Consider the following 14022-nt stretch of genomic DNA (forward strand, 5'->3'; position numbering starts at 1 on the left):
GAGACATGAAAAAGAGTATCATTTATATTGTAATAATAGCTCTCATCGGTATTGTTGCATTTGTTCCGGGAATAAGAAATTTTCTAAAGGATACATTTTTCCCTGTTGCAACCATTGAAAACGCTGTACATATCAGTGAAGAAGATTACAACATAGAACTTAAAGGAATCAATGCACCAAGTACGAATCTTAAAAACTTTAAGGATAAAGGGATTTTTCTGAACTTCTGGGGAACCTGGTGCCCGCCATGCAGAAAAGAATGGCCTTCTATTCAGAAACTGTATGATACCAGAAAAGATCATGTAGATTTTGTATTGATTGCCATGAATGATAAGGAAGATGATATAAGAAAGTTTTTGAAAGAAAATAACTATACCGTTCCTGTATATATTGCTCAAAGCCCAATTTCTGAGAAAATTCTTCCCAAGGTATTCCCAACCACTTTCCTGCTGGATAAGCATGGAAGAATCCTTATCAAAGAAGATGCGACAAAAGATTGGGACACAGAGACTGTACATCAGTTCATTGACAATATTATCAAATAATATTTTAACTAAATTTTATAATTTATTGGTACAGGATTTGTGAAATTTATAGCATTGAAAAATTTATTAAATCCAAACACAAAATGAAATATTCAAAATTAAATCTTGCAAAAGAAGCCATCAATCATAAGGGCTTTATAAAAAAGATCCCTGATATTTTCAGAATGGTCAAAATGTGGAGAAAAGGAATGTATCCGATGAAATCCATAGACATTATTCTTCCTTTACTGGGAATTTTATATGTACTCTCTCCTATTGACCTGCTTCCTGAATTTGTTATACCGGTACTTGGAGTCATGGATGATCTGGCAGTATTGTCGCTCACCATTCCTAAGCTCATCAAAGAGGTTGACAAATTTTTATTATGGGAAGCCGAACAAAAATACAGAGGCGCTCAATTGATTGATGCTGAAATCGTAAAATAATAGTTTATTATATTTTTCACACCATCCTGGTCTATTCGGGGTGGTTTTTTATTTACAAATGAACGATTAATTTTTAAGCTTTATTTCAATTCCTTAAATTTGCAATATCTAATAAAAAATAATGGAAAGTAAAAAAGAATTCTTCTTAGAGTGCTACAAACTAGGCATCATCAAATTTGGTAGGTTTACCCTAAAAAGTGGTATTGAAAGTCCTTTTTATGTAGACTTAAGACCTTTGGCTTCAGATCCTAAAATTTTAAAAAATCTTGCTAATTATTTACTGGAAATGCTTCCGCTGGATAATTTTGATTTAATCTGTGGAGTTCCTTATGCTGCTCTTCCTATGGCGACTGCAATGTCTCTGGAAAGCTACATTCCATTAATTATTAAAAGAAAAGAAGCTAAAAGCTACGGTACGAAAAAACTGATTGAAGGAATTTATCAGAAAGGACAAAATTGTCTTTTGGTAGAAGATGTGATCACATCAGGAAAATCTTTGTTCGAAACCATTCCTGAAATAGAGCAGGAAGATCTTAAAGTTTCTGATATTGTAGTGGTATTGGACAGAGAGCAGGGAGGAAAACAGCTATTGGAAAGTAAAGGATACAGAGTACACACTCTTTTCAATATTTCGGAAGTATGTGATATTCTTCAGGAAACTGGTGAATTGTCAGATGAAGAAGTAAAAAGAATTCAGGATTTCCTTCAGGGGAACCATATTCAGTTTGAAGAGGAAACAAGATCTTCTTACGAGCAGAAGCTTCAGACTGCACAACATTCAGTTTCAAAAAAATTACTGGAAACGGCTTTAGCAAAAAAATCAAACCTTATTGCTTCTGCAGATGTTACTACAACTCAGGAGTTACTGGAACTTGCTGAAAAAGTAGGCCCTCACATCATTGCTTTAAAAACGCATATTGATATTATTTCTGATTTTGATTACGAAAAAACAATCACTCCTTTAAAAGCTATTGCTGCAAAACACCAGTTCTTACTGATGGAGGACAGAAAATTTGCCGATATTGGAAATACTCAGGAGCTTCAGTTCACAAGCGGTGTTTTCAAAATTACAAATTGGGCAGATTTCGTAACATCTCAGGTTATCGGAGGTTTTGAATCACTAGACTGCTTCAAAAATGTAGGAGTGGTAGCAATTGTCGGAATGTCTTCCAAAGGAGCATTGACAACCGCAAGCTATCGTGAAGAAGCTTTAAAAGTAGCTTTATCTCATCCTAATGTAATTGGTGGAGTATCTCAGAACAAAATCCCTGAAGACCTTTTATTATTCACTCCGGGAGTTAATCTTGCAGACTCCGGTGATGGTAAAGGACAGCAGTACAATACACCGGAACATGTTTTCAAAACGCTGCATACAGATTTTATCATTGTGGGAAGAGGAATCTACAAATCTGATAATCCTGAAGCATCTGCGATTACTTATAAGACAGAGGGTTGGAACGCGTATATTAATTCTTTGGAAAAAAAAGCAATTCAGGGTTAAAAAACCTATAAAGTATATACAAAATAAGTTATATTTGGGCTTTATCACGAATATTTGAAAAAGATCAGCATTTGCCTTATTTTGTTCTGGGGAGTCGCACAGGTTTCTGCACAGAAAGACAGTATATATATTGAAGCTAAACTTTCTCCTGACAAAAAGAACCTTGAGATCAGTCAGGAAATTGTTTATTACAATCATTCTGAAAAAGACCTGCAGACCATAAAACTCCTGAATTGGGTTTCCGCTTACAACAAACGCGGAACCTCTTTAGTCTACAGAAAACTGGAAGACAGAAATACTGATTTGCATTTTGCAAAAAGTGATCAATTAGGAAAACTTCTTGAACTGAATGTTAAGAATTCTGAAAATGAAGCCATTCCTGTTAATACAATCTCAGATGAAAATCTTTTTATTCCTCTGAAAAATGTATTAAAACCTGGCCAAAGTGTTACTCTACAGTTGCAATACCGGATGCAGCTTCCCGACAAAACCTTTACGGGATATGGAACATCCACTCAGAATACTGTATTAAAATATTTCTTTATTGTTCCGGATCATTTTGATCCGGACAATATTTCCACAAGAAACTACCACGATATTGAAGAACCAGTAAGTTTCAATACTTTCTGGACCGTCAATTTTGATATTCCTGTAAATAATTTTGTGGAAGGTAATCTCCCACAGGTTCAGATGAACTCATTCAAAGGATATCTGGATTCAGACCCTGAGTTTTTGATTTCGCCCACGGAATATCCTTCAATAAAAACCAATGTTGACGGAGCTGAAACCGAAATTAAATTTGGTTATAACCTGAAGCCGGAAGAAAAACAAAATCTGGAGTTCTTCCTTCCTTTACAATTAAAGTTCCTGAAAGAAAGAATTGGTATTCTTCCGAAAAGTATTTTTATTTCTGATAAATTCAGAGCTAAGGAAGACTTTTTCGGAAATAATGATATTACTTTCTGGAAATTCAGATTTCAGTTATTTACCAATGCTGAAAAGACAGATCTGGATTATTTTGGAATCATTGCCAAGAAAGTTCTTGATGAAAACGTTATTGCTGATAAAGAAAAAGACCACTGGTTCAAAAACGGTTTAAAATCTTATCTGGAAATTCAGTATCTGAAAAAATTCTATGCTGACACGAAACTTTTAGGGACACTTCCTGAAACCAGAATATTTGGACTTAAACCATTAAAATTTTTCCATGCATCCAAAGTAAAACTTCTGGATCGTTACGGACTTTCCTATCAGTATATCATGCTGCAAAATCTTGATCAGAAGATTGATGAGCATTTCCCTGTTTTAAGCAATTTTAATGACATGGCTGTCAGCAGTTTTGAAACCGGAAGTCTTTTTAATTATTCAGCTGATAAAATGGGGTATGACAACTTCAATGATATTCTGAAAGATTATATTACTCAGAATACCGGAAAAAAAATTAATCCTGAAAATTTCCTGACTTCTATTTCTGAGAAAAATAAATCAGCAGCCTATCTTTCAAACTTTTTTAAACAGAAAAACAGAGTTGATTTCAAGTTAAAAAACATTAAAAAAGGCAACGATTCCTTAGAAATAAAAATTACAAAAAATACAGACATCTCCATTCCTGTAAAACTGGAAACCGAGACCAAAGAAGGAGAAAAAAAGGTGTACTGGATAGATACTGAAGAAAATGAACGTATTACCAGTCTGTCACTTCCGGCTTCTGATAACATCTATAAAGTTACATTAAATAGTGGCTACACCTTCCCTGAATCGAATTACAGGGATAATTTTCTGTATGCAAAAGGAATATTTTCCAATGCAAAAAAAATCAAACTTAAATTAATAAAAGACATTCCGAATCCGGAATACAACGAAATTTATATCACCCCAAGAGTACGTTTCAACAATACGTATGATAAATTTCTTTTGGGGATTAACTTAAAAAACCAATCTTTATTTGATCAGAAATTCCTGTATTCAGTTACACCAACCTACAGTACCGGAACAGGAAAACTGACAGGTTCGGGTGCTGTTTCCTACTCTATTCTGCCTGCCGAAAGTATTATCCGAAGCTTAACCTTTGGTGTTTCCGGTTCTTATTTTCATTACGATTATGGATTAGCCTACAGAAAGAGTTCAATAGCTTCCTCTATCAACTTCAGAAAAAATCCCAGAAGTACAGTAAGCAGAAGCATCGGAGTTTCTTATAATTATTTTGAAAGAGATCTGAGCCCTAAAATGGTTGCCAATAATGACTACAGCAAATACAACGTCTGGACTGTTGGGTATGGCTATAGCGACAGTCAGATGATCCATGAAAAAAGCTTTAGTCTGAGCACGCAAGGAATGGAGGATTTTAATAAAATAACAGCTGAAGGCTTCTATAGATGGGAATTTGCCCCTAAACAAAAGCTAAGTCTACGTTTATTTGCAGGATATTTTTTAAGAAACAATACCCGAAACAATCTTTTCGACTATGGAATTTCAAGGGTTTCTAACTACTCCTTTTCTTATAATCTTTTAGGAGAAAGTGCCAGCAGCGGTCTCCTTTCACAGCAGTTTATATTAGCTGACGGTGGTTTTAAATCTTTTCTGCCGGGAACGGTAAACCAATGGATTACTTCTGCCAACGTAGATTCAAGTATATGGAAAATTTTCCATGTGTATGCTGATGCCGGAGTTTATAAAAACAAAGATCTTCCTGCCAAATTCATATGGGACACCGGAGTTAAAGTAAGAATCATTCCGGATTTCCTAGAAGTTTATTTCCCGATACAGTCTTCTTTAGGATTTGAACCTTCATTTAAAGATTATGGAAAGCGTATCCGATATACATTGATTCTTAATCTTGGTTCCATTATTAATGCCGCAAGAAGAGGCTGGTACTAAAATATCGGAAAAAAGATAGTCTCAAAAGTCAAATAATCTGGCTTTGTCATTCTGACGAAGGAAGAATCTTATGAATAGCCAAGCTTATGAGATTCTTCACTACATTTCTGAACTATGTTCGCAGGATTTCAGCCTGTGTTCAGAATGACATTTAACAAAGAAGCTGTTTTTATTAAAATTAATCTTTTATAATTTTCTGTGAGATCGGAATATTATTAATTGTTCCGGTAACAATATAAGTTCCTTTTGGAAGCTCAGCAATATCAAGAGTTGAGGCTAATTTAGTAGGTGATTTCTTCACAATCTGCCTGAAGGTATCATAGATTTTCACATCTTTTACTTCAGTTCCGAAGACAATTTTACTGTCCTTTATAAAAGGGTTCTGCACAAAACCGGATTTCACGCTGCCTTCCAGAGAAAAATCGGCCCTATTATCATTACTGTCTACTAATGTTCTTTTTATAGCTGTGGTTGTAGTTGGAGAAGGAGCTGGCCCATCTCCTTTAAACTGATCTGCATTTGATCCGTAGCCTACAAAATCCAGGACATTAGATGCAGAAGGTCCGGTTACCTGCACTATATTTCCGGCTAAAGCAACTTTTCCGGAGACACTGGAAATTCTTAATCCTGAAGATTTATTGGGTGTTCCGTCAAAACGGGTAATAGTAGTTGCAATAAAATCCGGTGTCGGTAAATTCTCAACACCACCATCAATGGCTGCTTCCTGAATCAGAAAGGTTTCTTCAGGACCCAGAGTAAAATCCGGAAGTGTATGATATTCGGTAAAAGCCCCTATTGCCGGAGCATATTGTATACTTGCCCCAGTTAAAGAAACCAGGTTCGTTCCGACGTTTTTGAGCACAATATAATTATTTTTCAATACGGCACCTGAATCGGCATTACCGCCATAAATCTCATTGATTACAATCTGAGCATTCGAAAAGGCAGCTAATGATACAAGCCCGACAAGAGTAAAGATTTTTTTCATCGTAATAATTTTTAGAAATGGATTTGTAATAAAAACATCAAAAATAATACCACCAAATTAAGAAATAAACAAGATACAAAAATCTAAAAAACAGTAAATAATCATATAAAAAAACAGCCGTTTCAATGAAACGGCTGTTTGTATTTTTATTTCAAGAGATTAGTCTTTAAGAACTTTTTGAGAAACCGGCTGGTTGTTTACTGTACCTGTTACGATATAGTTTCCTTTTGCCAGTTCAGCAATATTTACCGTTCCGTTTTGTTTCACAGAACCTTCTTTTACAAGCTGTCCGAACATGTTGAAAACTTTTACATCTTTTACATCAGATCCGAAAACAATCTCATTGTTTTTAACAAAAGAATTCTTTACAAAGTTCCCTGATTTTGCGTTTTTAGCATCAATAACAGCCAGAGAAGCAGTAGACGAAGTAACAATTAAAGAAATATCATCTATTCTCCAGTTGGCAGTACCAAGAGATGGAGTTCCTGTACCAGGACTGTCACTTCCATAGATTCTTAAGGTAACAGGAGCTGATTCTGCACCTACTAAATTAGCACCTGCAAAAGTGATATTATTCAATGTCCATGTACTATTATTGTTAACATTTACAGTACCTATCGCCGTTGTATAGTTATCAATGCTGGAATATACTGTAATCTTTCCAGGTCCTGTAGATGTTCCTCTCGATCCTAAATTTAAAGAATTTAAAGTTACTTTATTACCTGCAACAGGAGTAACAGTTACACTAAAATAAGTACTTGCAGCAGTGGTAAGAGCTTCTTTAAAAGCAGCAGCACCAAAATTACTGGATCCGCTTGCTCCTGTATAGCCAGAAGACACAGATGAAGTGGTAATTAAATTAGTAGTACCATTATTATTTCCCTGAGTTGCTGCAAATGCTACACTTGAAATATTAGCATTTGTACCAGAAATAGGATTTACAGAACTGCCATCCCAAAGGTAAGTTGTTTGTGCAAAAGCAACTGCACTTATCATCGCTGTTGCAAAAAGAGAATAAAGTTTTTTCATGATTTAAATTTTTTGTTGTTAATAATTTTCTTTCCATACAAAACTACATTCTAATTTTTTTTTGGGGACAATAAAGAGGTTAAGTTTTTGTTAATTATAGTTGACCCCTTAATGTTAACATTTTTTAATTATTTTTACGAATTATTTTTAAAAGTTGCGGAATTTCATCATTCTATTCGTTTTATTCTTCTTAGGCATATTTTCAGGAAATGCTCAGGTATTTTCATGGAAAAATCCCAACGTTCCTGAAGACAGCATTAAAAGGGATAGTATTCTCGCCGCACGGCTGGAGCAGGATATCTTTGCCAAAGACACTCTGGATTTCATAAGAACACACAATAAGATCATTATCGATGAGGCTGTACTGGCAAAAAATGATAAAAAAAGATTTTTAGGAGAGCTTAATTCAAAAGGATCTATTATCCGTGGAATTACTTTTGGTAACAACCAGGGACAATCTGTACAAAGTTCTATGGATCTCCAGATTTCAGGACGATTGTCAAAGGATGTTACGATTTTAGCCAGTATTTCAGATCATAACCTTCCTATTCAGGCTGATGGTTATACCCAGACTTTGGAGGAATTTGACAAAATTTATATGCAGCTTAATATCAAGGAAAAGTCTATTCTCAGAGCCGGACACCTTGATCTTGTAGAGGCTAAAAATTATTTCGCGAAATACCAGAGAAGAAGTATGGGACTTCAGTTTCAGACAGAATTTGGAAAGGAAAATAAAACATTGATCGATATTTCTGCCGGTGTTGCACGAAGTGAATTCCATAGAATCCGTTTTCAAGGGGTTGAAGGTAACCAGGGACCTTACCGCCTGACCGGTAAGAATGGTGAGCAGTTTATTACCCTAATCTCAGGCTCTGAGCAGGTTTTCATTGACGGTATCTTAATGAAACGAGGAGAAAATCAGGATTATATCATCAATTACAATACAGGTGAGGTTACTTTTACCAGTTTCCGTCCTATTTTCCAACAGAATTTCATTACGATTTCTTATAACTACGCCAACAGAAATTATTCAAGATATTTATTTACCGGAAAACTTGAGCATCAGAGAGAAAAATTCAAAGTGGGCCTAAACTGGTTCATGGAAAATGACAACAAAAATGCACCTCTTTCTTTAAATCTTTCTAAAGAAGATGAACAGATCCTTGCTGAAGCAGGTAATGACCCCAACCTGATGTATGCACCATCAGGAGTTGTTACCGAATATGATGTCAATAAAATTTTATACAAATTAAACACTGCCGGGAATTTCTACGAATTTTCTACTGATCCTAACTTAACACTTTATCAGGTTTCTTTCACTTATTTCGGAGTTAATCTGGGAGATTATAAAATAGCACAGACCACTAATAATGGGCGTGTTTTTGAATATGTAGGGCCTAATGCCGGAGATTACAGAGCGGTAAGAAAACTTCCTTCTCCTCAGAAATCACAGGTATATTCCCTGAATTCTGAGTATTTATTAAATGAAGGAAAAATAGGGGCCGACATTTCCCTGAGTAATTATGATGTCAATTTGTTTTCATCAAAGGATTCTGATCAGAATATGGGCTATGCGTGGCGTATTTTCGGGAATAAAAGCTTTACGAAGAACACTTGGAAGGGAACTCCAAGTTTTGAATATCAGTATATAGACAGACAGTTTCATATTCTTGACCGTATCAATGATGTGGAATTCTCCAGAGATTTCAACCTTACACAGGAATTTAACAAGAAGACCCAAAACAGGTTTATTTTCAGCTTCCTGAACAAATGGAATAATAAATCTACCTTAAACTACCGTGTCAATTATTTAAATGAACAGGACTCTTACAAAGGTCTTAAAAATGACCTGGATTTCGGATGGATTACAGGGAAACTCTTTACCAAAGGGAATTTATCTTATCTGAGTACCAATGCCACTCTTCAGGATACTAAATTTATCCGTGGAGGAATTTCAACTGAATTTACCGGTAAAAAAGGAAGCTGGGCGATCGGTGGAAGCATGGAACACAATGAGAAAAAATACAATGACACTCAACTTATGGATGTCACAAGTTTCAGCTGGAAAGAAATCTTTTTGCAAAAGAAGATTGGTGACAGTACGAGAACCAAGCTATTGGCAAAAGTATACATGAGAGATAATGACTCTGTACGTGACAACAGACTTCAGAATATGAATAATATTTTAGGGTTCATGGCCGAAAGTCAGATCATCAAAACGGAAAAAACTACGCTAAATGCTTTAATTCACTACAGAAAATTTTTCTACTCAGGTGCAGAAGGTGATGTTACCCGAAATAATGACTTTGTAGTAGGAAATATTCTATACAATCAACAGCTTTTCAGAAACGGAATGCGCCTTCAGGCTTTCTACGAACTTGGAAACGGGCAGGAAGCGCAGAGAGAATTCCAGTACATTAAAGTAACGGATGGACAAGGTGTATATAAATGGACAGATTATAACGGAGACGGCATACAGCAGCTTGACGAATTTGAAATTGCCGAATATTCCGATCTTGCCCAATATATTCGTGTGTATACCAATTCCGTAAGGTATATTCCTTCCAATAAAAATAAATTACAGTTGGCATTATTTGTCAACCCGGCCATCGTTTTCAACTCAGAAAATGGATTTTTAAAGCGTTGGAATTTCAATATTTCATTGAATTCCCAAAACTCATTCTATAAAAAGGATAAAGTTCTTGTGCTGAATCCTTTTGAAAAAAACAGTGATCAGATCCTTAAAAATCAAAATATATTGGCTTCAGTACAATTCAATCCTACCGACAAATCAGGCTGGAACGGTAATTACAGATTCATCACAAATGATAATCTTATCAATGCCAATTTTAGTAATGAAGAGCGTGAGCAAACCTCTCATTTTCTGAATATCGGATACTGGTTCAATAAAGAATTCAGAGTAGATTGGGAAAATTCTGTTCATGACATCCAAAACTCCTCACAATTGTTTGCAACAAGGGATTACCGTCTCAATAATTTTGAAACAAAACCTAAGGCCACCTATAAGTTTACAGACGCTATACAGGCTGAACTGTCTTCCGCTTTCCGTCAAAAACAAAGGCTGGATGGTGAAGAACTTCTTAAAGCTTTTGATGTGACAGGAACCATCCAATGGGAGCGCAGAAAAACATCCATCCGCGGAAACTTCTCATTCATCAGTAACAATTTTACCGGAAACAATTTCAGCATTGTAGGAAACCAGATGCTGGATGGTCTGAAGCCAGGAAAAAACCAGGTATGGAGTGTATTTATTCAGCAGGCGATCAACTCATTTATCCAGCTGAATCTTAATTACGAAGGAAGAAACTCCGGTGACAGGACCATTCATATTGGAAGTATGCAGGTAAAGGCAAGTTTCTAAGATGAACATTTCCTTTTTTACCATAAAAAAAATCCCCAATAGTGATATTGGGGATTTGTATTGGTTATCAGTTAATTTTTATTTTTTAATAATTTTAAGTGGCTGTGAGCCTCTTTCAGTATTCACTTTTAAGATATAAATTCCTGCAGGAGCACGTCTCATATCTACAGAGCCTTTTTCTGCATTGATTGTTTCATTAAGCATTTTTTGCCCTGAAGCATTATATACTTCAACATCTTTTATTCTGCTGTCATTATTGATGTAAAGGTAATCAACAACTGGGTTCGGATAGAAACTGACTGTATTCTTTTTCGCTGCTTCATTTACAGCCAATACTGTTGCTGTAAATTCAAAACTTCCAAGATCCGGTGTTACAGCGTTTCTTGTATTGCCATCAGCATCCAATGTAACTTCAACAACCGGAGTTCCTTTATTATCAAGAGCTGCGTTTCCGGTACCAGATACATGGAAGTCTGTTGCTGATACAAATACCGGCAGAACATTTAAAGAATTTACATTACCTCCAAATCCTGACTGGATATCAGCAAGGGTAGCTTTTGCAACTCCCCCGATATAGCCAAGATTAGTTCCGGAAGAATAAAAATTATTATAATTAATAGTAGAAAAAACCGTACTGGCCGCACCGGCATAAATAGCATATCTATCTCCTGCCTGGGTCTGGGTATTTACAAAAAGATTATTTCTCACATCAATACCTCCTGCACCGGTTACCCCACTTGTAATGTTTAAAGCAGATGGCCTTCCTGCAACAGTCTGGCTTACATCCATCACAACAGTATTATAATAAAGCTTATAACCTCCTCCTGCAGTAATGACAACTCCGTTTCCGTTATCATTTACGCCTCCGGTTGTTGCATATCCATAGCCAGCTACACCACTTACAATGTTATTGGCTACTAAGGTATTGGAGGTAGGACTTGTTGTAGCAAGATATATTCCCTGCGCTCCATATCCGAATGTATTGGTATTTTTGATCCCGGATATTTTATTATTAGTGATAGTCATTCCATTTGTCAATGTGCCTCCTGCATAAATTCCCGCAAACAGAGACCCCGTTCCGGTGGAGGTAAAATTGGAAATGGTATTTCCTCTTACAATAATATTAGCTGCTACAGAGGCACCTGTATTACCGGAAGTAATAGTGATCCCGGAAGCTCCTCCAGCACCAGTTCCTGTATAACCAAGATTGGTAATGGTATTTGAAATAATTGAAGAATTCACTGTTGCTGTTGCAAACCAGATTCCTCTTTTTATTTCCGCATTGGTAGTTTCAAAATTACCTAAGGTATTATTACTTACCGTCACTCCATCTGCACCCTGGACATAAATTCCTCCAAGACGGTTCGCATCTGCTCCTGAAGCACTTATATCATTACCAGTAACCAATGTATTCCCTCCATTACCTGCTCCTATAGCTGCAAATAGATAGATTCCCATATAGGCTTTTTTCACAGAATTATTCTGAATGGTAACATTATTAAAAAAACCTCCGGTAGGCGTTGTAGCTCCATCATACATTACCAAAGCTGAAGAATTATTGATACCATTTATAATATTCAGGTTTTTAACCATAATATTAGTATTGGCCGCTGCTGCAGAAGCCGCAATAAATGTAAGGACCTGCGGTGCTGTAACAGAAGTATTGGTAAGGGTAAGATCTTTTGTAGTTCCTGAAGCAGCATTACTTCCATCTAAGGTAATATTACTGCCCATTATTCTCACTAAGGGCGCACTGGCAACATCTCCTGAAATAGTAGCTGTAACTCCCACTGCCGGTTTGATCCCAACGGAAGTGTAGCTCGTTGCACCACCACTGGCATTCAGGCTGGCAGTTGCTGTTTCGGTTGTATTAGCTGTGATACTGATTGCAATTGCTCCCTGATGTGTTCCCGCATTGATAGCGTCAAATGCTCCCTTTAACGTAGTATAGGTTCCTGTAGCTGTACCTGCTGTAGCAGACACATTCACTTGTGAATAAAAATTTGATGCAGCAAAACCTGCGATCAAGCAAAATAGAATTTTTCTCATATTATTAATTTTTGTTTGTATTAAATATAAAAAATATTTTTCAATACAACACCAAAAACACTGAAAATCAAACATATAAATTAAATAAAAATTAAACAAAATATCATAAAATCCCTTAAATAAACAGTAATATGTGAAACACTTAATGTTTTACAAATAGTAAAATATTGTTTTTTCAGAATTTCGTAAATTTGCACCATGATAAAAATAGGCAACATAGAACTGCCGGAATTTCCACTTTTGCTGGCTCCGATGGAAGATGTAAGTGATCCTCCGTTCAGACGTTTGTGTAAAATGCATGGTGCAGACTTAATGTATTCAGAATTTATTTCTTCTGAAGGGTTGATTCGTGACGCTATCAAAAGCCGTAAAAAGCTTGATATCTTCGATTATGAAAGACCAGTGGGAATACAGATCTTTGGTGGAGACGAAGAAGCTATGGCCATGTCTGCAAGAATTGTTGAAACAGTAAATCCGGATCTGGTAGATATCAATTTTGGATGTCCTGTAAAAAAAGTTGTCTGCAAAGGAGCGGGAGCAGGTGTTTTGAAAGACATTGACCTGATGGTTCGTCTTACAAAGGCTGTAGTAAGTTCCACTCATCTGCCTGTAACGGTAAAAACCCGTTTAGGATGGGACAGCCATACTATCAATATTGATGAAGTAGCAGAACGCCTGCAGGAAACAGGAATTAAAGCTCTTACTATACATGCCAGAACCCGCGCTCAAATGTACAAGGGTGAGGCAGACTGGGAGCATATTTCCAGAATCAAACAAAACCCTAATATTGAGATTCCAATCTTTGGAAACGGAGATATTGATTCTGCCGAAAAAGCATTAGAATATAAACAAAAGTACGCATGTGACGGTATTATGATCGGGCGTGCTGCTATTGGCTATCCATGGATATTTAATGAAATCAAGCATTTCTTTAAAACAGGAGAGCATTTACCTGCCCCTACAATATCAGACCGATTATTGGCAGTTCGACAGCATGCGGAATGGAGTGTTGAATGGAAAGGAGAAAGATTAGGTTTGGTGGAAATGAGACAACACTACAGTAATTATTTCAGAGGAATACCTCACTTCAAGGACTTCCGAAAAAAATTCCTGGAAGTTTTCACATTGGAAGAAATGAACAGCTTAATCAAAGAAACCCAACAGTTCTACGAAGAATATCAGGCACAGATATAAATAAAAACCATCAGCAAAACTGATGGTTTTTT

At 36.1% G+C, this 14022-nt stretch carries 9 protein-coding genes; 6 read left to right on the forward strand and 3 right to left on the reverse strand.

The window, feature by feature from the left end; translation table 11 throughout:
* Window positions 1-5 precede the first annotated feature (5 nt).
* The 4 genes from CHRYMOREF3P_RS10195 (at window position 6) to CHRYMOREF3P_RS10210 (ending at window position 5348) form a co-directional block, all read left to right on the forward strand.
* Window positions 6-545 carry a TlpA family protein disulfide reductase gene (locus CHRYMOREF3P_RS10195; protein WP_077419027.1) on the forward strand — a complete coding sequence of 180 codons (540 nt, stop codon included), beginning with the start codon at window positions 6-8 and terminating at the stop codon, window positions 543-545.
* Between the two features lie 83 nt (window positions 546-628).
* Window positions 629-970 carry a YkvA family protein gene (locus tag CHRYMOREF3P_RS10200; RefSeq protein WP_077419026.1) on the forward strand — a complete coding sequence of 114 codons (342 nt, stop codon included), beginning with the start codon at window positions 629-631 and terminating at the stop codon, window positions 968-970.
* A gap of 121 nt (window positions 971-1091) precedes the next feature.
* Complete coding sequence (pyrF, locus tag CHRYMOREF3P_RS10205; protein WP_180564538.1) at window positions 1092-2471, forward strand: orotidine-5'-phosphate decarboxylase; 1380 nt, start codon at window positions 1092-1094, stop codon at window positions 2469-2471.
* Window positions 2472-2525: 54 nt separating this feature from the next.
* Entirely contained in the window at window positions 2526-5348 is a 2823-nt protein-coding gene (locus CHRYMOREF3P_RS10210; protein WP_232539001.1) for an aminopeptidase, read from the forward strand.
* A gap of 178 nt (window positions 5349-5526) precedes the next feature.
* Here CHRYMOREF3P_RS10210 and CHRYMOREF3P_RS10215 read toward each other — a convergent pair whose 3' ends face one another.
* Entirely contained in the window at window positions 5527-6336 is an 810-nt protein-coding gene (locus tag CHRYMOREF3P_RS10215; RefSeq protein WP_180564539.1) for a T9SS type A sorting domain-containing protein, read from the reverse strand.
* A gap of 159 nt (window positions 6337-6495) precedes the next feature.
* Window positions 6496-7365 carry a T9SS type A sorting domain-containing protein gene (locus CHRYMOREF3P_RS10220; RefSeq protein ID WP_232539002.1) on the reverse strand — a complete coding sequence of 290 codons (870 nt, stop codon included), beginning with the start codon at window positions 7363-7365 and terminating at the stop codon, window positions 6496-6498.
* A 154-nt stretch (window positions 7366-7519) separates the two neighbouring features.
* On the opposite strand from CHRYMOREF3P_RS10220, the gene CHRYMOREF3P_RS10225 reads away from it, so the two are divergent.
* Window positions 7520-10747 carry a hypothetical protein gene (locus CHRYMOREF3P_RS10225; protein ID WP_077419021.1) on the forward strand — a complete coding sequence of 1076 codons (3228 nt, stop codon included), beginning with the start codon at window positions 7520-7522 and terminating at the stop codon, window positions 10745-10747.
* Window positions 10748-10825: 78 nt separating this feature from the next.
* Here CHRYMOREF3P_RS10225 and CHRYMOREF3P_RS10230 read toward each other — a convergent pair whose 3' ends face one another.
* Complete coding sequence (locus CHRYMOREF3P_RS10230) at window positions 10826-12796, reverse strand: T9SS type A sorting domain-containing protein (protein ID WP_180564540.1); 1971 nt, start codon at window positions 12794-12796, stop codon at window positions 10826-10828.
* A gap of 198 nt (window positions 12797-12994) precedes the next feature.
* On the opposite strand from CHRYMOREF3P_RS10230, the gene dusB reads away from it, so the two are divergent.
* Window positions 12995-13990 (forward strand): tRNA dihydrouridine synthase DusB, encoded by a 996-nt coding sequence (dusB, locus tag CHRYMOREF3P_RS10235; RefSeq protein ID WP_077419019.1) that lies wholly within the window; start codon window positions 12995-12997, stop codon window positions 13988-13990.
* The last annotated feature ends 32 nt before the right edge of the window (window positions 13991-14022 follow it).

Origin of the sequence: Chryseobacterium sp. JV274, assembly GCF_903969135.1 — a bacterium.
Classification (GTDB): Bacteria; Bacteroidota; Bacteroidia; order Flavobacteriales; family Weeksellaceae; genus Chryseobacterium.